Origin of the sequence: Streptomyces albidicamelliae (genome assembly GCF_025642175.1) — a bacterium.
GTDB classification, from domain to species: Bacteria; Actinomycetota; Actinomycetes; order Streptomycetales; family Streptomycetaceae; genus Streptomyces; species Streptomyces albidocamelliae.
The window spans coordinates 3,221,129-3,237,150 of the sequence record NZ_CP106795.1; the positions used below are offsets into that span (position 1 = coordinate 3,221,129).

Consider the following 16,022-nt stretch of genomic DNA (forward strand, 5'->3'; position numbering starts at 1 on the left):
GCATATAGACATGTCTGCGCGCCGACGGGACAGATCAGGCACAAGGGATGACCGGGACACGGGCACAGTCCAGGCATAACGAGTGCACAACACCCGGTGGCGTCCCGCGCCAAAAGCGGTGCACGATTCGTACCTGCCTGCGATTATCAGGACCGCTTCACCGAACCTCCACATCGCGTCACGGAGGCGAAGCGGCAGGGTCAAGGGACCGGGAGCCCTATCCTTGTCCCCGGCAACGTCACGGATCAGCCCTCACCGGGGCACCGGGTACGAGGCCACCCCACCGGCCCCCGTAGCTCAGTGGATAGAGCAGGCGCCTTCTAAGCGCTTGGCCGCAGGTTCGAGTCCTGCCGGGGGCGCCAGTCTCCGCCCTCCCCATGGGAGGGCGTTTTTGCTGCTCAGAATGGGTGACGCGCGACACGCCGAAGCCCCGGACCCTCCCTTGATGATCAGGGCCGACCGGCGCGGATCAGCCTCCGTCGGACGCCTCCGGGAGATCCCCCGCAGCCTCCAGCCGCCGCTTCAGATCAGGCAGCTGACCGTCGACGCACCGCGCGTAAGTAGCCAGAAGCACGGCGACGCTGTTCCCGGCCCATTCCGCCACCTGAGCGGGCGGAATCCCGTCGTTGAGCCACTTCGTCAACCGCGTGTTCCGGTTGTCGTACACACGCCGACCGGTCGGCGACGCGAAGACGTGCGACGGCAACACGGCCTGGCGGGCACTGCGCCAGGCCCGGCGGATGACAGAGCCGGCCAGGATGCCACCGGTCTCACCTCGGAAGAGAAGATCACCCGGTTGGAGCTGCTCATCGAGGATGTGTTGCCGCAGGATGCGCGTCAGAGCGGGGTGCCCGGGCACCGTGCGCGTCTCTCCCTCGGCACGGCCTTTCAGATCGCGCTGTTCATGGATCTCCCCCGTGTCGGTCCACTGCTTCCCGACCTCTGGGGTCGCCGTGTGGAACAGCAGCTCGCACCACTGATCCTCGGCGTCGGGGTGCGGCAGCGTCACGTCCTCCACGCGCATGGCCACGGCTTCTTCGGGCCGCGGACCGCAGTAGTACAGCGTCGCGAAGAACGCGTGCAGCCTCTTGCCCCCGCGCGGCCGGCGCCGGATCCAGTCGAGGATCGCTGCGGCCTGCTCGGGGTTCAGCAAGGACCGCTTGTCCACGGCGTTGGTGGTCTTGGTGACGGCCGTCGTCTCCTTCCCCTTCGGCAGGGGGTTGGCCCGGAGGATGCGCCGCCTGACGGCGTGCTTCATGACGACGTTGAGGATCCGTCGGTTGCGCTTCCGGGACCACGCCGCCGCCTCCTGCTATCCGTCCAGGAGGCGCCGCTGTCCACCCGGGACGCCCTGCTGCACCTGCTCAACCGGCTGGGCGCGCCCCGCGAGCAGTTGCTGTTCCGGGAGCGCTCCTCCCTCGCTGCGTCCGGAGCAGCGCCACGGTGGTCGCCGTCAGGGCCTTGGCGACGTTCTTCAGGCTGTTCCCGCCGAGTTGGGCCCAGCGGGCATCCACGTACTCGACAGCGAATGCGTACCAGCTCATGGCGGCCGACTTGGAGCGATGAGACACCGGCAGCCCGGTGGCGATGACGAACGCCTCACCCTTGCCGGTGGACCGAATGGGTTCGGAGCAGTCACCGCCACTGCACTCCGTGTCTGTGGCCGGGGTCGTGGTGCGCGAGGATGGGCGGCCCTTGGCGATCCGACGTGCGGACAACGGAGCTTGAGAACTCCCCGGCCGCGTCCTCGAACTCATGGAGACCCCTGAGGCCGGCGTCGCGCGCGAGATCCTGTAGGAGGCCGGCATCCACATCGAGGTGGACGAACTCACCGGGGTCTACAAGAACACCACCCGGGGCATCGTGGCCCTCGTCTTCAGGTGCAAGCCTGCCGGCGGCTTTGAGCGCAAATCGAGCGAGTCGACCGCGTTCAGGTAGCCAGCGCCTGACGAAGTGTCGGAGCGCATGTCCGAGGTCTTCGCGGTTCGTCCCTTGGATGCCTTGGATGGCAACGGCCCGCACGTGCGGAGCCACGACGGACCACGGCTCATCCCAGCGGGATAAGAAGTCCAGCTCCCTCATGTGGAATTGCCACAGGCGAGGCTGAGGCTGGACGGTACTGACGCAGACGGTGCCCTCCGATACGGTCCGAGCCATGGTGAATGACAACGGTGTGCCGGAGAAGGTGGCGTGGGTCCTGATTCGGGCCGACCGGGTATTGGTGACGCGTAGTCACGGCAGAGATCGCTTCTACTTCCCGGGCGGTCATCGTGAGCTGGGCGAGTCCGACGCAGAGACCCTGGTGCGGGAGATCGACGAAGAACTGCAGGCGACGATCGACCCTGGTTCCATGGTGCACTTCGGCACTTTCGAGATCGGCGAGGGCCATCCGGATCACGGTCCCTTCAGGATGATCTGTTATACCGCCGATCACCGCGGTGAGCTGACCCCGTCGAGGGAGATCGCCGAGAAGGCGTGGTTCCGCTACGCCGATCGGGACCGGGTCTCGGCCGTCGACGCGATGGCCTTCGACGCACTGCGCGAGGCCGCGCGGCTTTCCTGATCCCGTGACCGCTGAACAGCAGCGGAGTACAGCGACCACCGTGACCGCAGCTGGGGAACCAGCCAGCCTCGCCCCAGACACCTGATTCCGCTCAGCAGCAGGTCAGCCGCGGGTTGACGCCCAGATCACCTCAGCTTCCCAAGCTGAGGCTCAGGCGCCATCGTCACAGGCCGGCCCGTCGTGGCTTGCTCTGCTCGACGGCACAGATAGCGTCACTGAGGCCGGTGGGGTCGGTAGAACCCGCGCACCGGCTTCCGGGCGGTTCGCGTCCCGAGTGAGTGAGCTCTTTCAGCGCGGACAGTGATCGGGGGACGGGATCGATGCGCGCAACGCAACACGGCTCCCGTGCCGGTGGGGGAGGTGTTCGAGTCTCAACCCATAGGCGCAGGAGCCGCGTTGGTTCCGTAGCCCCCCTCCCCGTCTCCTAGAAGAAGAGCCAGGTGGCGGTGAGGTTTCCGTTCACGGCGAAGATGACCTCACCCGCTGTCTGGGCCGGCGGTCGGTTGGCGGCCTCCGCCGCATCCACCGGGGAGGCGTAGTTTCCCGCCCAACGCCAACGCTTTGATTCCGCGAGTCCCTGCACTTCTTGCTTGAGAGCTGCCCCTTCCTCAACGGACAGCACCTTGTCAGCAGGCACCTCTTGCTTTTGCTGGCCTGTCATGACAATCCTCCTTCGCGTTCTGGGGTGGCGCCTCCTTCTCTGGGAAGGAAGCGCCAGATTCACGGACTACCGTCAGGCTGTGGCGTGAGTTTTTGGGAACGCCACCAGCCCCAGACTGGGATTCGGTTCAGTCCTCGGCGGCGGCGGGCACAGCCGCTGCATTCGTGGATACGTGCTTTGCGGGTGAGTGACGAGATAAGGTCTCCCAAACCCACTGGACCTCGTCCAACACCACGGTGGTTCAGCGCCTCGGCCTGCCGCTCCAAGGCCTCCCAGCTCAGCGGTCCGCCGGGCTGGATCGTCTTGAGGTTGTTGGCGGTGAGGCGTTGGACGTCGGGGTGCTGCAGCAGTTCGTTTGCAGCTTTCGGGTCTGCGAGCGCGACGTATGCCGTTGTCTCGCTCAGCATGACCACTGCATTGCCGACGTCGTACTTTGCTCGGAGAGAGGGTTGCGCTCCGGAGGAGCGGAGCGGCATCTCCAGCCAGGTGACCATGTCTCTGCCCTCCGCGGCTACTGGTGGCAGCACCCGAAGGCCACTCGGCACAGCCAGCCGCAGTCGCAGGTTGCGCATCCCACGCACCCTGCAAGGCACCCGCCACACCGGCCGGCGAGGCAGGCCAGGTAGACGGGCCAGGACGCGGGCGGACACTCCAGGGCCGCGTTCGTGCACTCACCCGCACATCGGTTGACGAGGCAGTCGCGCAGAGCGTCCCACCAGCCGTCCACCACGACCACGGTACCGTCCTGCACGGTGCGCTCGACTATGCGCCGGTAGTCGGTGGTCTCCAGGAGGACGGTGCGGTCGATGGTGCGGTTGCCGCCGCCTTCGACAGGTTCGGCGATCATGCGAGCAAGGCCAGCTGCCACGTGCGTATCCCCAGCTTGCCACCCGACGAGGGCCAACGACGTGAGGTAGGACGTGATTGGCTGCGATCCGGCCGGCGCGTCGTGCGGGACCATCGCCTCGGTGAGTTCCGCTCGCACCGTGACGCCGAAGGCACCCGTCTCGTTGGCTGCTTCTAGGGAAGTCAGGCCGAGAACGGACGGAACTGCGTCAAAGATGCGGCCCACGTCGGAGTGGGATGCCCTGAGATTCGCGATTTCTTCCCCCACTGCGCTGTCGGGCCTGAACTCCACGGTCTGGCTCCTGAAGAGCGGTCCGCTTCTGGTCATGATCCCTCCTTGGCTCTATGGATGTCGAGTTGGGGGTTGTCCCTATTGATGGGGTCCCGGTTCCATCATCGGACCATTCTGCAATATGCGCATGTCGAGTCATCCAACAGGAACACAAGTCCTTTTGTTTAGAAGCAAATTGTTTTTCCGTCAATTAGTAAGCCTTTGCAGCTAGTTAACTAGATTAGAGATAGTGGATTAGATTTTCCACATGCCTGAGCAGCCGCCCTATCTCCGCATCGCCGACGAACTCCGGCGAAGGATTGCGGAGCACGAGTGGGAGCCCGGGGACCGTCTGCCGTCCCGCGCCCAGATCGGCCAGGAGTACGGGGTCGGCGAGAACGTGGTCCGCCGGGCTCAGGAGCTGCTGATCTCCCAGGGCGTACTGGAGGGCCGCGCCGGTTCGGGCACGTACGTCGCCGAGCCCCGACAGCGGGTTCGGGTGGTCCGTTCGTCCGCGCGGGAGCGGCCCGACGAGTCTCCGTTCCGGGCGGACATGAAGGCCGTGGGCAGGCAAGGGGATTGGGAGAGCCGGACCGAGGCCAAGGTGCCGGCTCCGGCGGACATCGCGGCGCGGCTCGGCATCGCTGAGGGTGACCTGTGCGTCCGGACGACGTACGAGTTCCTGGCCGACGGCAGGCCTGTGCAGCTGTCGACGAGTTGGGAGCCGTACGACCTCACCGCTGGCACTCTCGTTGTCCTCCCGGAAGGAGGGCCTCACGCCGGGGCGGGAGTCGCGAACCGCATGGCCGCGATCGGTGTCACCGTCAGCCACGCCGTGGAGCAGCCCGAGCCGAGACAGGCGACCGCCGAGGAAGCATCGCTCCTGGGCATCCAGAAGGCCGCGCTCGTCACGCACATCCGGCGGACGTACTACAGCGATCAAGGGCGGCCCGTCGAGACAGCGGACATCGTGGTGCCCGCCTCGCACTGCGAGATCGTCTACGAGATTCCGTTCAACCGGTAGTTCGGCTCACCTAGGACGCTTCAGATTGGCATGCCGAATAGGGTCCGCAGGGCTGAAGATCACCCGGTCGGAGCTCTCCTGCCGTGCCGTCATCCCCCCCACGCCACGCCCTCCCGCCCGGCCGTTACAGTCGCCCCCGGGACCGTCGGGAGCGAGGGGTGAGGTCGGGTGCGGCTGCGTTGTGTGGTGCTGGACGACTTCCAGGGCGTGGCGACCGGTATGGCCGACTGGTCGGTGATCGAGGACCGGGTCGAGGTGGTCGCGCTGCGCGAGCACCTCGACGGGGAGGACGCCCTCGCCGAGGCCCTCGCCGGCTTCGACATCGTCGTCACCCTGCGCGAACGCGTCGCCTTCCCCGGCTCCCTGATCGCCCGCCTCCCCCGCCTGAAGCTGCTCGTCGCCTCCGGCATGCGCAACAGCGTCATCGACTACGACGCCGCACGGGCGCACGGCGTCACCGTGTGCGGTACGGCGAGTTCGGGGACCCCGCCGGTCGAGCTGACCTGGGCGCTGCTGCTGGGTCTCGCGCGGGGCGTCGTCGAGGAGAGCACCGCGCTGCGGTCGGGCGGCCCCTGGCAGTCCACCGTCGGCGCCGACCTGCACGGCAGCCGGCTCGGCCTGCTCGGGCTCGGCCGGATCGGCAGCCGGGTGGCCCGCGTCGGGCTCGCCTTCGGCATGCGGGTCGGCGCGTGGAGCCAGAACCTGACCGAGGAGCGCGCGAAGGAGGAAGGTGTCGAACTGGCCGCCTCGAAGGAGGAACTGCTCGCGGAGAGCGACTTCGTCTCCGTGCACCTGGCCCTCGGCGACCGCACCCGGGGTCTCGTCGGCGCCGCCGAACTCGCGGTGATGAAGCCGACCGCCTACCTGATCAACACCTCCCGCGCGGCCATCGTCGACCAGGAGGCCCTGCTCGCGGCGCTCCACGAGGGCCGGATCGCGGGCGCCGGCGTCGATGTCTTCGACGTCGAGCCGCTGCCCGCCGGCCACCCGATGCGCACCGCGCCCCGCCTGCTCGCCACGCCCCACCTCGGCTATGTGTCGCGGGCCAACTACACGACGTACTACGACCAGGCGGTGGAGGACATCCAGGCCTACCTGGCCGGCTCTCCGGTACGGCGACTGCCCTGAGCGTCCGTCAGGCCGCCGTCACGCGCGTGTAGACCCCGTCGCTCCGGCGCAGATGGCCCAGGTCCACCAGGTAGCGGCGGAGCGTCACATGGTCGGTGTCGTCGGCGTCCTCGCACCAGCTCCGCAGCCGCTCGTTCACCACGCGCTCCGGGTACTCCACGCCCGGCTCGAAGCTCTGCTCGGCGATGTGCCGCAGCACCTGCTTCTTGCGGGTCCACTGGGCGGGCAGCCGGACGAGCCGGCCGCCGCGCACGAAGGTGTCCAGTACGGCGTCCCCGGACGGCCGGGCGGACCGCTCGGTGCGGGCCAGCTCGCGCAACAGGCCGTAGGAGACGGTGAGTCCGCCGTCCGGGCGGTCCGTCACGGCGCCCTGCTCGCGCAGCCTGAGCAGCGCGAGGGCCGTGTCCTTCGCCGTGAGCCCGGCCGCCTCGGCGACCCGGCCGGCGCTGTCCGCGCCCAGCGCCACGGCCGCGAAGGCCCGCAGCCGCCGCTCCTCGGCGAGCAGACCGATCAGCCGCCGGGACCGCTCGGCCGGCTCGGAAGGGTTGTCGGTGTCCATGGCCGGAGGCTAGGTCAACGTCCGGGCCCGCCGCCCCCGAATATCGCCGGGCGCGAGGTGGGGTGCGCGGGCCGCCGCCGGGTGGCTGCCGTTAAAAGGGTGATCCCCCGCCGATCACCGTGACCAGGTCCGTGTGCCGCCGTTGAACGGGGAGTGCGGTGGCTGGCCTGCCGCTGCGCCTTACCGAGCAACAAAAGGAGAACGTGATGTCTCGCATCGCGAAGTCAGCCGTTGTCGCCCTCGGCACCGGTGCCGTGGTGGTCGGCGGGGCCGGGCTGGCTCTGGCCGACGCGGGTGCCCATGGTCTGGCCGCCGGCTCGCCCGGCGTGCTGTCCGGCAATGCCGTCCAGGTTCCGGTCCACGTCCCGGTCAACCTCTGCGGCAACACGGTCGACATCGTCGGCCTGCTGAACCCCGCCTTCGGCAACAGCTGCCTCAACCACAGCGGTGGCGGCAGCATCCCGGGCCACCCCGGCCCCAGCCACGACGGCGGCTACGGCAACTGATCCGGCCGTACGCGAAGGAAGGGCCCCGGCACTCCGAGCGCCGGGGCCCTTCCCGTTCCTCTTCCCGTTCCAGCTCGCGATCACGATCACGATCGCGTTCGCGTCTCAGGCGTAGCGGTAGACCCCGCTCATGTCCTCGAGCTGGTCCGGGGTGTCGTTCCACGGCGGGAGCTTCTGGTGCCGGGCCACCACCCGTCCGTGCTGGTCGTCACGGGCGCCGGGCGGCTCGGCGGGCAGGTAGCGGTGGCTGCGGTGGGCCCGCTGCCAGCGGTACCACTGCAGGTCCAGGAAGGCGTGGTGCAGCCAGAACACCGGGTCGTTGACCGAGGCGCCGCCGAGCATCGCGCCGCCGACCCACCGGTGCACCCGGTTGTGGTTGTGCCAGGACGCGCTGCCGGAACCCGACCCCCAGCCCTCCAGCTTGTTGCGGAAGCCCTTGCGGACCGTCGAGTTCCAGGGCCAGGCGTCGTAGACCGGGTCGTCCAGCGCCCCCTGGAGCTCCTTCGCGGTGGGCAACTGGATGGGGGAGGCGGAGCGGCCCAGGTCCCGGGCGAGGAACCGGCCGTCCGTGACGCCCTCCTTGATGGTCCAGTGACCCGAGGCGTAGGCGAAGGGACCGGTCATGACCTGCCGGTCGGAGCGCCGGCCGTTGCCGCCGAGCAGGTCCTTCGTCCAGGGCACGGAGGTCGTCGAGCGGTCCCGGGTCCAGTCCCAGTACGGCACCGTCACCGAGGAGTCGATCCGCCGCAGCGCCCGCTCCAGGTCCAGCACGAACCTGCGGTGCCAGGGCAGGAAGGAGGGGGCCATGTGGGCGGTGCGCAGACCGTCCTCGCCGTCGGCGGTGTAGTACTGGATGTGCATGCGCACGAACTCGTCGTACTCGCCGCGCCGTTTCAGGGCCAGCAGGGCGTCGACGAACCGCCGCCGCTCCGTCGCGGTGAGGTTGCGGACGTTCTTACGCACGTACGCCATGCCGACCCCCCATCGCCATGTGCATGTGGCCGCCCGGCTGTTCCCCACCGACCGGGCCGGGTGCCAGGTCGCGCAGCCGCTGGCGGGGGCCGATCTGGTCCACGGCCGCGCGCGTCGCCTCCAGTGGCGTCGCGTACGACGTGTAGTGGTCGACCATGCTCAGCCAGCTGCCGTCGGCGCGGCGCATCAGGTGCAGCGGGCGGCCGTCGATGGTGATCTGCCATTCGACGTCGGTGGCCTTGCGCCCCCCGGTCGGCACGAGGAAGCCCTGGATGCGGCGGCCCCGGTAGGTCTCGTCGAAGGAGTCTCCGTCGGGCTCCTCGTTCACGGGCACGGGCCGGGAGGCGGCGACGACCGGTGCCAGCGCGAGCGCCGCGGCCGAGGCGATCAGGCCCCGCGTCACCTCCCTCCGCGACGGTCTGCCCGCTCCCCCTGACACCTGCTGTTGTTCCGTGCCCACAGCCACGCCACCGGCACCGACGACCATCGCGTACTCCTCGTCCGGATTACAGATCTTGTCCGGAGTGGTAACCGCTGAAGGCCGTGCGGAGTCACCGTCCGAGGGCCATCCGGTGGTACGACGACGGCTAACGGGCGAATACCGCACGGCGGTACGGCCGATGGAGCGAGCCCCGGGACCGCGGCGGGGCACACCAGGAGACGGCCCGGGGAACGGCCGGCGGAACAGCCGGCACCCGGCCGATGCGGCGGCCGGGGTGCCGTCGGTGCGCCCGTGCCGGACGCGGCTCGGCGGGCCGGGCCAGGGCCCGCGGCGGGCCCGACGGGCCCAGGGCGCTGTGCTTCCTACAGGCCGGGCCCCGACTGCAGGTTCGCGTCGGAGACGTTCTGGAGGACCGGGGTGAGGATGCCGGCCTGGGGCAGCTTGGGCCGCGGGAGACCGAAGTTCCCCGCGTCGGGTGCGGTCAGGGGCGCGTCCACGGACAGGCCGGGGGCGAGTGCGCGCAGGTCGGAGGCGGGCGCGTCGAGGCCGACGTGGTCGAAGCCGCCGTCACCGAGGACGTGGGGCAGCGGGGACCTGGCGTCCACGCCGGGCAGGCCGCTGCTGACCGGCAGCTGGGGCAGGGTCCGCTCGGGGAGCAGCCGGCCCGTGACATACCGGGGTCCCTCGGGGGCGCCCGGCTTCACCAGGGGCACCTGCGCGCCGAGGTGGGGCACCTCCATGTCGAGGGCCGTGGAGACGCCGCCCAGAGGCACGGAGACGGGGACCGCGCCCGACGCCGCCGCGGGACCGGCGGCTCCCACGGTGGCAGCGATGCCCGTGACGACGGCGGCAAGGGTTCCTCGGGTGGTCGACTTCATGTCAGGTACGGTCCCTTTCAGGATGCGGGAGGTTCGGCGTCCGTACCGCGTAACGAGCCGAAAACGCCACCAGTGCACAATTCCCCCGGGTGCCGTAATAGTCAGCTCGTCCAGAAGTCCCACCAGCGCGTCAGCACGAGCATGCCGATCACCCCGATGTGCAGCACCGGGAGCACCCAGGTGAACTCGGCGAAGAACGTCCTCAGCCAGGCGGGAGCGGGCAGGAGGCCGTGGCGCACGCAGAGGGACGTGACGTACCAGAAGAGCAGGATCGTCGCGATCCAGGCCAGGCAGCACCACAGGCACAGCGCGTCGATCCGGTACAGCGACTCGAACTGGAGCCAGGTGACGAAGCCGATCCCGAACAGGCAGCCCGCCTCGAAGAGCAGCCAGTACCAGCGGGGGAAGCGGGCCCCGGCGAGCAGACTCACGCCGACGCAGACGACGATGCCGTAGGCCACCAGACCCAGCATGGGGTTCGGGAACCCGAACACCGAGGCCTGGTCGCTCTTCATCACGCTGCCGCAGGACACCACCGGGTTCAGGCTGCACCCCGGCACGAAGGCGGGGTTCTCCAGCAGCTTGAACTCGTCGAGGGTGATGACCCAGGAGGCGAGCAGACCCGCCGCCCCCGTGAGCACGATCAGCAGGGCGAAGGCACGGCCGCCGCCCGCGTGGCGTTGCATCAGGTGCGCAGGCCGCGGGCGGGCAGGAAGACGTGGGCGGCGGCGTCGGTGGTCTCCGGGGAGCCCGCGAACACGGCCAGCTCCTGTCCCTGGACCGGCCGGCGGGGGCCGGTGGAGGGGCAGATCCGGGTGGTGAACATGAAGTAGGTGTAACCGAGCTTCTCGACCGCCTGCACCCACTCGGCGGGCGGGGTGACCTGGCTGCTGACGTTCGGCAGCTGCAGGACGATCTGCCCGGCCACGACGAGCATGCTGACCTTGAGGCCCGGCCGCGTGGTGCCGTCGACGGGCTCGCCGCCGACGGTCAGTCCGACGTCGCCGAGGAGCCGCTCCACAGCGGCGGACGCGGCCTCCGGGCCGTCGGGGCCGTCGCCCAGGGAGCAGGCGAGGAGACAGGGTGTCCTGCCGTCCCCCTCCTCGTTCCTGGCCATCCAGGCGAGCAGGACGAGCGTGCCGAGGTCGGCGGCGCGGAAGGGACGGGTTGCACTTGTCGCTGAGGTCACCGCGCGACCATACCGACGGGCCGTGGGGCCGCCTGACGGCTTCTCACCCGTCCGGAGCAGTGGCCCGGGGCGCTCCACACGAACGAGGGAAGCCGTCCCGGACACGGCGCGGGCCGGCGCCGCGGCTGCGGTACCGGCCCAGTGGTGCGGGGTGCGGAGATCAGCTCAGGGGAAGACCGCCGAGCAGGCCCGGCTTGTTGAGCGTGGTCGTCGCGTCCTTGACGGTGCTCAGCACGGAGTCCTTGTTCTCGGTGTCGAGCGCGTCCGACTGGTGCTGGAGCGGCATCAGGTCCTGGACGGTGGGCGGGTGCTCGGCGATCGAGGCCAGCCCGCCGTTGAGGCTCATGGGCGGCAGGTCGTGGGCGGTGGACGCGAACGCGGGCGCGGCGGCGCCGGCGAGGGCCACGGAACCGGCGACGACGACGGCGGCCTTCAGGGACTTCATCGTGCTCCTTTCATCGGCGACTCACGTCACCCCGGGGAATGTCCGGCGCCGTGCCTAACGAGTCGCGACCGGGCCGGAAACCCTCGGGTCACAAGACATATGAGATCCCCGAGGAGCCCTCACCCGGCCTCACCTCGGCGTCCCGGCCGGCACACCCGGAGGGCACGACGACCGGGACGCGGGGCGGTACGGCGTCAGCCGGCCGGCAGTTCCGGGGCCGCGGAGGTGCTCGTCGCCGGCAGGGCGGGCAGCGACGGTACGGCCTCGGCCGGGGCCAGCGACGGTACGGCCACGTCCGGCACCGCCGCGGCGGCGGAGAGCGGCGACGGCAGTGTGGAGGGGACGCCCCCGAGGACCGAGTCGATCAGTTCGAGGAGGCCGTCGACCAGTCCGTCGGCCGAGGCGAGCACCTGGTCGAGCTGGGCGGTGATGGCGTCGACCAGGTTGTCGATCGCCTTGTCCAGTGCGGCGAGCAGGTCGTCCACGGCGTCGCGGGCCGCGGGCTTGGCGTCGTCGCGGTTCTTCGCGGCCACCGACTGCGAGGGGCTGGCCGCCACGTCAGGCGCCACGGACTGGCTCGGCGAGGCGGAGGCGGGGGCGGAGGCCGGAGTGGAGGCGGCGGGGGTGGACGCGGCGGCCGCCGGGGTCGAGGCGGCGGGCGTCGAAGCCGCCGGGGTGGCGGCCGCGGGCTCGGCCGGAGTCGTCGGTGCGGTGGAGGCCGCCGGTGCCGTGGGCGTCGCGGCGGAGGCGGTGGGCGTGGCCGTCGCGGAGGGGGCGACCGCGGACGCTGGGTGCGCCGCGGCCTCGGCGAGGGCCTTCTTCGCCGCGTCGCCCAGTCTCCGGGCCTCGGCGGCGGGCAGCTTGCCCTTCTCCAGCGACTGCTCGAGCAGGTCGATCACCGGCCTGGGCACGGTACCGGTGTGGTCCAGGGCTCTGACCTGGGCCAGCAGCTTCTCGGCCGCGGGGGCGAACGCGGGCGAGGCGGCTCGCGCGTGTTCCCGGGACGAGTCGGCGGCGACGACGGCGGGGCCGGTGATGCCGACCAGGACGGCGGCGCAGAGGACAGTGGACGCGAGACGCCGGGGCGGCAGAGCACGCATGAGTGTTCCTTCCGGTGAACTGGGGGACCTGAGCCCACCGTCCGTTCACCGGGCACTCGCTGCAACCGCGCGAACGCGCAGGGTGGCCCATCCGGGGGAGCACAAAACCGGCCGGCCGCCCCGCGAGGAGATCGCGGGGTGACCGGCCGGCCGAAGGGGGGCGCCCCGACGTCAGTCGCTGTAGCAGGCGTTGCCGAACGCCGGGTTCAGCAGAGCGATGATGTCGACGGTGTTGCCGCAGACGTTGATCGGCACGTGGACCGGAACCTGAACGGCGTTGCCCGACAGCACGCCCGGCGAGTTGGCAGCAGCGCCGTGGGCACCGGAGTCGGCGGCGGCCACACCGGCACCACCGGCGACGGCCGCGACGGCGGCGGAGGTCAGGACCAGGCCCTTCGCGATACGCGACATGGAGAGGAGCTCCTTGGGATCGACACAACATCCGGGCGGATACCCGGCGCTGTGTCAACGCGTGGCACCCCCGGGGGTTGTGCCGCCAATGGAGTGATGTGCCCGGGAGCCGCTCTCCCGCCTACGGAAGGAAGTCCGGGCGATTCCTTCACAATTGCCCACTTCCTCCCCCGGGAGCGCCGGTGCGTGCGCGCGCCCTCCCGTCCGCCGTCCGGCGCACGCCGACACGCCCGGCCGGTGCGCCGTCGTGTTCGATCCCGGCGCCGCTTCGCGGCGGGGTGGTGACCAGCCGGGCTTGCGGCTCGTTTTCACGGGGACGCGGCGTGGGCCGGCGCACTCCGCGTCCCGGTGGCCGTCCGGCAGTGAGGCGCGTCCCCGATCGCACGTCCCGAGCGCCCCCGTGAGCGAGGAACCCGCGTATGCACCAGTCAGCACCCGATCCCCGAGCACGGGTCCTGCACCTCGCCCAGCCCGTCGACGGCGGTGTCGCCCGGGTCGTACTGGATCTGGCGCGGGCCCAGCTCGCGGCGGGCCTGCGGGTCACGGTGGCCTGCCCCGGCGGCGAACTCGGCGCGGGACTGCGCGAACTGGGGGCGGACGTCCGGGACTGGCGGGCCGCCCGGTCCCCGGGTCCGGGCCTGCCGGGAGAGGTACGGCGGCTCGTACGCCTGATCGACGAGGTACGGCCCGAACTGGTGCACGCGCACAGCGCGAAGGCGGGCCTGGCCGGCCGGCTGGCCGTCCGCGGGCGGGTACCGACCGTGTTCCAGCCGCACGCATGGTCGTTCGAGGCCGTCGGCGGACCCACCGCCGCCCTCGCCCTGCGCTGGGAGCGCCGGGGAGCGCGCTGGGCCGACCGGGTGGTGTGCGTCAGCGAGGCAGAGCGCGCGACCGGACTGCGCGCCGGGGTGCGCGCCCCGTACACGGTCGTCCCGAACGGCATCGACACCGCCCGCTTCTCCCCGGCACCGGCCAGGGGCGGGGACGGCACCGGGGCGGGCGGCCCCCTGGTCGTGTGCGTGGGCCGCCTGTGCCGGCAGAAGGGCCAGGACGTACTGCTGCGCGCCTGGGACGACGTCCTGGCCGCGCATCCGGCGGCCCGGCTGGTGCTGGTCGGGGACGGGCCGGAGCGCGAGGCGTTACGCCGTCGCTCCCGTCCCTCCGTGACGTTCACCGGCGCGGTCGCCGACGCCGTGCCCTGGTACCGGTCCGCCGATCTGGTGGTGCTGCCCTCGCGCTGGGAGGGCATGGCGCTCGCCCCGCTGGAGGCGATGGGCTGCGGCCGGCCGGTCGTGGTCACCGACGTCGACGGCGCCCGCGAGAGCCTGCCAGCCGCCCTCGCCGCGCGCTGCCTGGTGCCGCCCGACGACCCCGGGGCGCTGGCCGGGGCGATCACCCGTCTGCTGGCCGACCCGCCGCTGTGCGCGGCGCTCGGCGGGCAGGGGCGCCGGCACGTCCTCGCCACGCACGACGTGCGGCACACCGCGGAACGGATCGCGGGCCTCTACCGCGAACTCCTCGGCGCCGCCCAGGAGGTACGCGGCCGGGACGGTGCCGCGCCGGCCGTGTCCGTGCCCTCGGAGCGCAGGGAGTCCATCCACTCGTGACCACGGAAAGCACCGTCTCCTCCCCGGCACCCGGTCCCGGGGCCGCGCACCGGCGTCCGTTCCCCTCCGGCCGGCCCGGGCCGGCGGCGGCTTCCGGTTCCCGCCGCGGCGCCGGCCCGCGCGGCCCGCGTCCCCGGTGCCCCTGCTCGCCGCCGACCTGCTCGCCGCGCTGGCCGGCACGGCCGCCCTGGACGGGGTCACCGGCCGGCCGGTGTCCGCCGCCGCCCTGCTCGCCGGCGCGCTGGTGCTGCGCCCGCGCTCCGCCCGTCCGCAGCCCGGTGTGCTGGACGAACTGCCCCTGGTGTGCGGCCGGACCGCGGTGGTCTGGCTCGGACTGGCCGCACTGATCGCCGCCCACGCCCCCGGACGCGCCCTGTCCGCGCGGACCCTGCTGCTGGGCTGGGCGCTGCAGGCGGCGGCTGCCTGCGCCGGCCGGGCGGTGGTGCACTGGCGGCGCCGGGTCGCGCAGCTGCGCCACCCGCACACGGCGCTGGTGATCGGGCCCGCCGCGACCGCGCAGCGGGTGGCCGCCGCGCTGCTGCGGTACCCGCGCTGCGGTGTGCGGCCCGTCGGTGTCGTCGCGGAACACCCGGACGGAAGCAGCGGGTTGCCCCTGCTCTCCACCGGTGAGGAGGTCGAGCGGGCACTCATCCAGAACGGGGTGCGGGTCGTGCTCACCGTCGACCCCGCCGTGCGGACCGAGAAGGGGCCGCTGCTGCGGGCGCTGGCCGAATCGGGCTGCGCGGTATGGGAGGTGGACGCGGACTGCCCGTCGTACGAGATGCGCGACCAGCTCGCCGGGTTCTCGGTGCGCCGGCTGGACCTGGGGTCGCGGCGGCGGACGAGTGCCGCCAAGCGGGCGCTGGACATGGTGGTGTCCGGGGTGCTGCTGGTGCCGGCCGCTCCGCTGCTGCTGGTGTGCGCGGTGGTGCTGCGGCTCACGGCCGGACCCGGGGTGGTCTTCCGGCAGGAGCGCATCGGCAGGGACGGGCGCCCCTTCACGCTGCTGAAGTTCCGCACCCACCGTCCGGTCGACGAGCAGGAGTCGGCCACCCGGTGGAGCGTGGCCGGCGAGCGGCGGATGAGCCCCTTCTGCCGTTTCCTGCGCCGCACCTCGCTGGACGAACTGCTGCAGCTGTGGAACGTGTTCCGGGGCGACATGAGCCTCGTCGGGCCGCGCCCCGAACGGCCGTACTTCGTCGTGCAGTTCAGCGGTCTGCACGCCGGTTACGCGGCCCGGCACCGCATGCCGGCCGGCATGACCGGGCTCGCCCAGATCAACGGGCTGCGCGGGGACACCTCCATCGAGGACCGGGCCCGCTTCGACAACGCCTACATCGACAACTGGTCGCTGTGGCAGGACATCTGCATCCTGCTGCGCACCGCGGCCGCGCTCGTGCGCTCGACGGGAAGCTGACCC

The 16,022-nt window shown here is 71.4% G+C and carries 19 protein-coding genes, 1 tRNA gene and 1 pseudogene; 8 read left to right on the forward strand and 13 right to left on the reverse strand.

Annotated elements, in window-relative coordinates:
* Window positions 1-286: 286 nt before the first annotated feature.
* A tRNA-Arg gene (locus tag N8I86_RS14815) sits at window positions 287-362 on the forward strand.
* A 107-nt stretch (window positions 363-469) separates the two neighbouring features.
* On the opposite strand, the gene N8I86_RS14820 is transcribed toward N8I86_RS14815, so the two are convergent.
* A complete protein-coding gene (locus N8I86_RS14820; protein WP_263277971.1) occupies window positions 470-1,258 on the reverse strand; it encodes a tyrosine-type recombinase/integrase in 789 nt (262 codons plus the stop codon).
* 362 nt (window positions 1,259-1,620) lie between these two features.
* Between N8I86_RS14820 and N8I86_RS14825 the strand changes: the two are divergent.
* Together N8I86_RS14825 and N8I86_RS14830 are read left to right on the forward strand one after the other, a co-directional pair.
* Window positions 1,621-2,064 (forward strand): annotated as a pseudogene (locus tag N8I86_RS14825) (NUDIX hydrolase).
* A 91-nt stretch (window positions 2,065-2,155) separates the two neighbouring features.
* The gene (locus N8I86_RS14830) at window positions 2,156-2,563 is read left to right on the forward strand and encodes an NUDIX hydrolase (protein ID WP_263277972.1); all 408 of its coding nucleotides are present in this window, start codon (window positions 2,156-2,158) and stop codon (window positions 2,561-2,563) included.
* 424 nt (window positions 2,564-2,987) lie between these two features.
* Here N8I86_RS14830 and N8I86_RS14835 read toward each other — a convergent pair whose 3' ends face one another.
* The 3 genes from N8I86_RS14835 to N8I86_RS14845 are packed head-to-tail and all read right to left on the reverse strand — an operon-like array spanning window position 2,988 to window position 4,398.
* On the reverse strand, window positions 2,988-3,224 hold the full coding sequence (locus N8I86_RS14835; RefSeq protein ID WP_073900633.1) for a hypothetical protein: 237 nt from the start codon (window positions 3,222-3,224) through the stop codon (window positions 2,988-2,990).
* A gap of 59 nt (window positions 3,225-3,283) precedes the next feature.
* The gene (locus tag N8I86_RS14840; protein WP_143611440.1) at window positions 3,284-3,718 is read right to left on the reverse strand and encodes a hypothetical protein; all 435 of its coding nucleotides are present in this window, start codon (window positions 3,716-3,718) and stop codon (window positions 3,284-3,286) included.
* A gap of 17 nt (window positions 3,719-3,735) precedes the next feature.
* A complete protein-coding gene (locus N8I86_RS14845) occupies window positions 3,736-4,398 on the reverse strand; it encodes a hypothetical protein (protein WP_263277973.1) in 663 nt (220 codons plus the stop codon).
* Window positions 4,399-4,609: 211 nt separating this feature from the next.
* Here N8I86_RS14845 and N8I86_RS14850 point away from each other — a divergent pair, with 211 nt between their 5' ends.
* On the forward strand, window positions 4,610-5,365 hold the full coding sequence (locus tag N8I86_RS14850; protein WP_073900629.1) for a GntR family transcriptional regulator: 756 nt from the start codon (window positions 4,610-4,612) through the stop codon (window positions 5,363-5,365).
* Window positions 5,366-5,533: 168 nt separating this feature from the next.
* Window positions 5,534-6,493 (forward strand): D-2-hydroxyacid dehydrogenase family protein, encoded by a 960-nt coding sequence (locus tag N8I86_RS14855; protein WP_263277974.1) that lies wholly within the window; start codon window positions 5,534-5,536, stop codon window positions 6,491-6,493.
* 7 nt (window positions 6,494-6,500) lie between these two features.
* On the opposite strand, the gene N8I86_RS14860 is transcribed toward N8I86_RS14855, so the two are convergent.
* Complete coding sequence (locus N8I86_RS14860) at window positions 6,501-7,052, reverse strand: DUF2087 domain-containing protein (RefSeq protein WP_263277975.1); 552 nt, start codon at window positions 7,050-7,052, stop codon at window positions 6,501-6,503.
* 206 nt (window positions 7,053-7,258) lie between these two features.
* On the opposite strand from N8I86_RS14860, the gene N8I86_RS14865 reads away from it, so the two are divergent.
* Complete coding sequence (locus N8I86_RS14865) at window positions 7,259-7,558, forward strand: chaplin (protein WP_073900624.1); 300 nt, start codon at window positions 7,259-7,261, stop codon at window positions 7,556-7,558.
* A gap of 105 nt (window positions 7,559-7,663) precedes the next feature.
* Here the strand turns inward: N8I86_RS14865 and N8I86_RS14870 are convergent, their stop codons facing one another.
* The 8 genes from N8I86_RS14870 to N8I86_RS14905 form a co-directional block, all read right to left on the reverse strand.
* Window positions 7,664-8,530, reverse strand: a complete 867-nt coding sequence (locus N8I86_RS14870) for a tyrosinase family protein (RefSeq protein ID WP_073900623.1) — start codon at window positions 8,528-8,530, stop codon at window positions 7,664-7,666.
* Entirely contained in the window at window positions 8,514-9,017 is a 504-nt protein-coding gene (locus N8I86_RS14875) for a tyrosinase cofactor (RefSeq protein WP_073900621.1), read from the reverse strand. The genes N8I86_RS14870 and N8I86_RS14875 overlap by 17 nt, the downstream gene beginning before the upstream one ends.
* 317 nt (window positions 9,018-9,334) lie before the next feature.
* Window positions 9,335-9,850 carry a hypothetical protein gene (locus tag N8I86_RS14880; protein ID WP_073900620.1) on the reverse strand — a complete coding sequence of 172 codons (516 nt, stop codon included), beginning with the start codon at window positions 9,848-9,850 and terminating at the stop codon, window positions 9,335-9,337.
* A 101-nt stretch (window positions 9,851-9,951) separates the two neighbouring features.
* Entirely contained in the window at window positions 9,952-10,536 is a 585-nt protein-coding gene (locus N8I86_RS14885) for a vitamin K epoxide reductase family protein (protein WP_073900618.1), read from the reverse strand.
* On the reverse strand, window positions 10,536-11,039 hold the full coding sequence (locus N8I86_RS14890) for a DUF5949 family protein (protein ID WP_123437790.1): 504 nt from the start codon (window positions 11,037-11,039) through the stop codon (window positions 10,536-10,538). Before N8I86_RS14890 ends, N8I86_RS14885 begins: the two co-directional genes overlap by 1 nt.
* A gap of 160 nt (window positions 11,040-11,199) precedes the next feature.
* Complete coding sequence (locus N8I86_RS14895) at window positions 11,200-11,484, reverse strand: hypothetical protein (protein WP_073900613.1); 285 nt, start codon at window positions 11,482-11,484, stop codon at window positions 11,200-11,202.
* Between the two features lie 194 nt (window positions 11,485-11,678).
* Entirely contained in the window at window positions 11,679-12,584 is a 906-nt protein-coding gene (locus N8I86_RS14900; RefSeq protein WP_263277976.1) for a hypothetical protein, read from the reverse strand.
* 171 nt (window positions 12,585-12,755) lie between these two features.
* Window positions 12,756-12,995 carry a chaplin gene (locus tag N8I86_RS14905; protein ID WP_073900609.1) on the reverse strand — a complete coding sequence of 80 codons (240 nt, stop codon included), beginning with the start codon at window positions 12,993-12,995 and terminating at the stop codon, window positions 12,756-12,758.
* A 419-nt stretch (window positions 12,996-13,414) separates the two neighbouring features.
* Between N8I86_RS14905 and N8I86_RS14910 the strand changes: the two genes are divergently transcribed.
* Complete coding sequence (locus N8I86_RS14910) at window positions 13,415-14,602, forward strand: glycosyltransferase (protein ID WP_263277977.1); 1,188 nt, start codon at window positions 13,415-13,417, stop codon at window positions 14,600-14,602.
* 136 nt (window positions 14,603-14,738) lie between these two features.
* The gene (locus N8I86_RS14915; RefSeq protein ID WP_263277978.1) at window positions 14,739-16,019 is read left to right on the forward strand and encodes an exopolysaccharide biosynthesis polyprenyl glycosylphosphotransferase; all 1,281 of its coding nucleotides are present in this window, start codon (window positions 14,739-14,741) and stop codon (window positions 16,017-16,019) included.
* The last annotated feature ends 3 nt before the right edge of the window (window positions 16,020-16,022 follow it).

What these genes read in the sequence shown, in the direction of transcription:
- N8I86_RS14820 (WP_263277971.1), bottom strand. Translation starts at nt 1,258, where the DNA reads ATGAAGCACGCCGTCAGGCGGCGCATCCTCCGGGCCAACCCCCTGCCG.
- N8I86_RS14830 (WP_263277972.1), top strand. Translation starts at nt 2,156, where the DNA reads ATGGTGAATGACAACGGTGTGCCGGAGAAGGTGGCGTGGGTCCTGATT.
- N8I86_RS14835 (WP_073900633.1), bottom strand. Translation starts at nt 3,224, where the DNA reads ATGACAGGCCAGCAAAAGCAAGAGGTGCCTGCTGACAAGGTGCTGTCC.
- N8I86_RS14840 (WP_143611440.1), bottom strand. Translation starts at nt 3,718, where the DNA reads ATGGTCACCTGGCTGGAGATGCCGCTCCGCTCCTCCGGAGCGCAACCC.
- N8I86_RS14845 (WP_263277973.1), bottom strand. Translation starts at nt 4,398, where the DNA reads ATGACCAGAAGCGGACCGCTCTTCAGGAGCCAGACCGTGGAGTTCAGG.
- N8I86_RS14850 (WP_073900629.1), top strand. Translation starts at nt 4,610, where the DNA reads ATGCCTGAGCAGCCGCCCTATCTCCGCATCGCCGACGAACTCCGGCGA.
- N8I86_RS14860 (WP_263277975.1), bottom strand. Translation starts at nt 7,052, where the DNA reads ATGGACACCGACAACCCTTCCGAGCCGGCCGAGCGGTCCCGGCGGCTG.
- N8I86_RS14865 (WP_073900624.1), top strand. Translation starts at nt 7,259, where the DNA reads ATGTCTCGCATCGCGAAGTCAGCCGTTGTCGCCCTCGGCACCGGTGCC.
- N8I86_RS14870 (WP_073900623.1), bottom strand. Translation starts at nt 8,530, where the DNA reads ATGGCGTACGTGCGTAAGAACGTCCGCAACCTCACCGCGACGGAGCGG.
- N8I86_RS14875 (WP_073900621.1), bottom strand. Translation starts at nt 9,017, where the DNA reads ATGGTCGTCGGTGCCGGTGGCGTGGCTGTGGGCACGGAACAACAGCAG.
- N8I86_RS14880 (WP_073900620.1), bottom strand. Translation starts at nt 9,850, where the DNA reads ATGAAGTCGACCACCCGAGGAACCCTTGCCGCCGTCGTCACGGGCATC.
- N8I86_RS14885 (WP_073900618.1), bottom strand. Translation starts at nt 10,536, where the DNA reads ATGCAACGCCACGCGGGCGGCGGCCGTGCCTTCGCCCTGCTGATCGTG.
- N8I86_RS14895 (WP_073900613.1), bottom strand. Translation starts at nt 11,484, where the DNA reads ATGAAGTCCCTGAAGGCCGCCGTCGTCGTCGCCGGTTCCGTGGCCCTC.
- N8I86_RS14900 (WP_263277976.1), bottom strand. Translation starts at nt 12,584, where the DNA reads ATGCGTGCTCTGCCGCCCCGGCGTCTCGCGTCCACTGTCCTCTGCGCC.
- N8I86_RS14905 (WP_073900609.1), bottom strand. Translation starts at nt 12,995, where the DNA reads ATGTCGCGTATCGCGAAGGGCCTGGTCCTGACCTCCGCCGCCGTCGCG.
- N8I86_RS14910 (WP_263277977.1), top strand. Translation starts at nt 13,415, where the DNA reads ATGCACCAGTCAGCACCCGATCCCCGAGCACGGGTCCTGCACCTCGCC.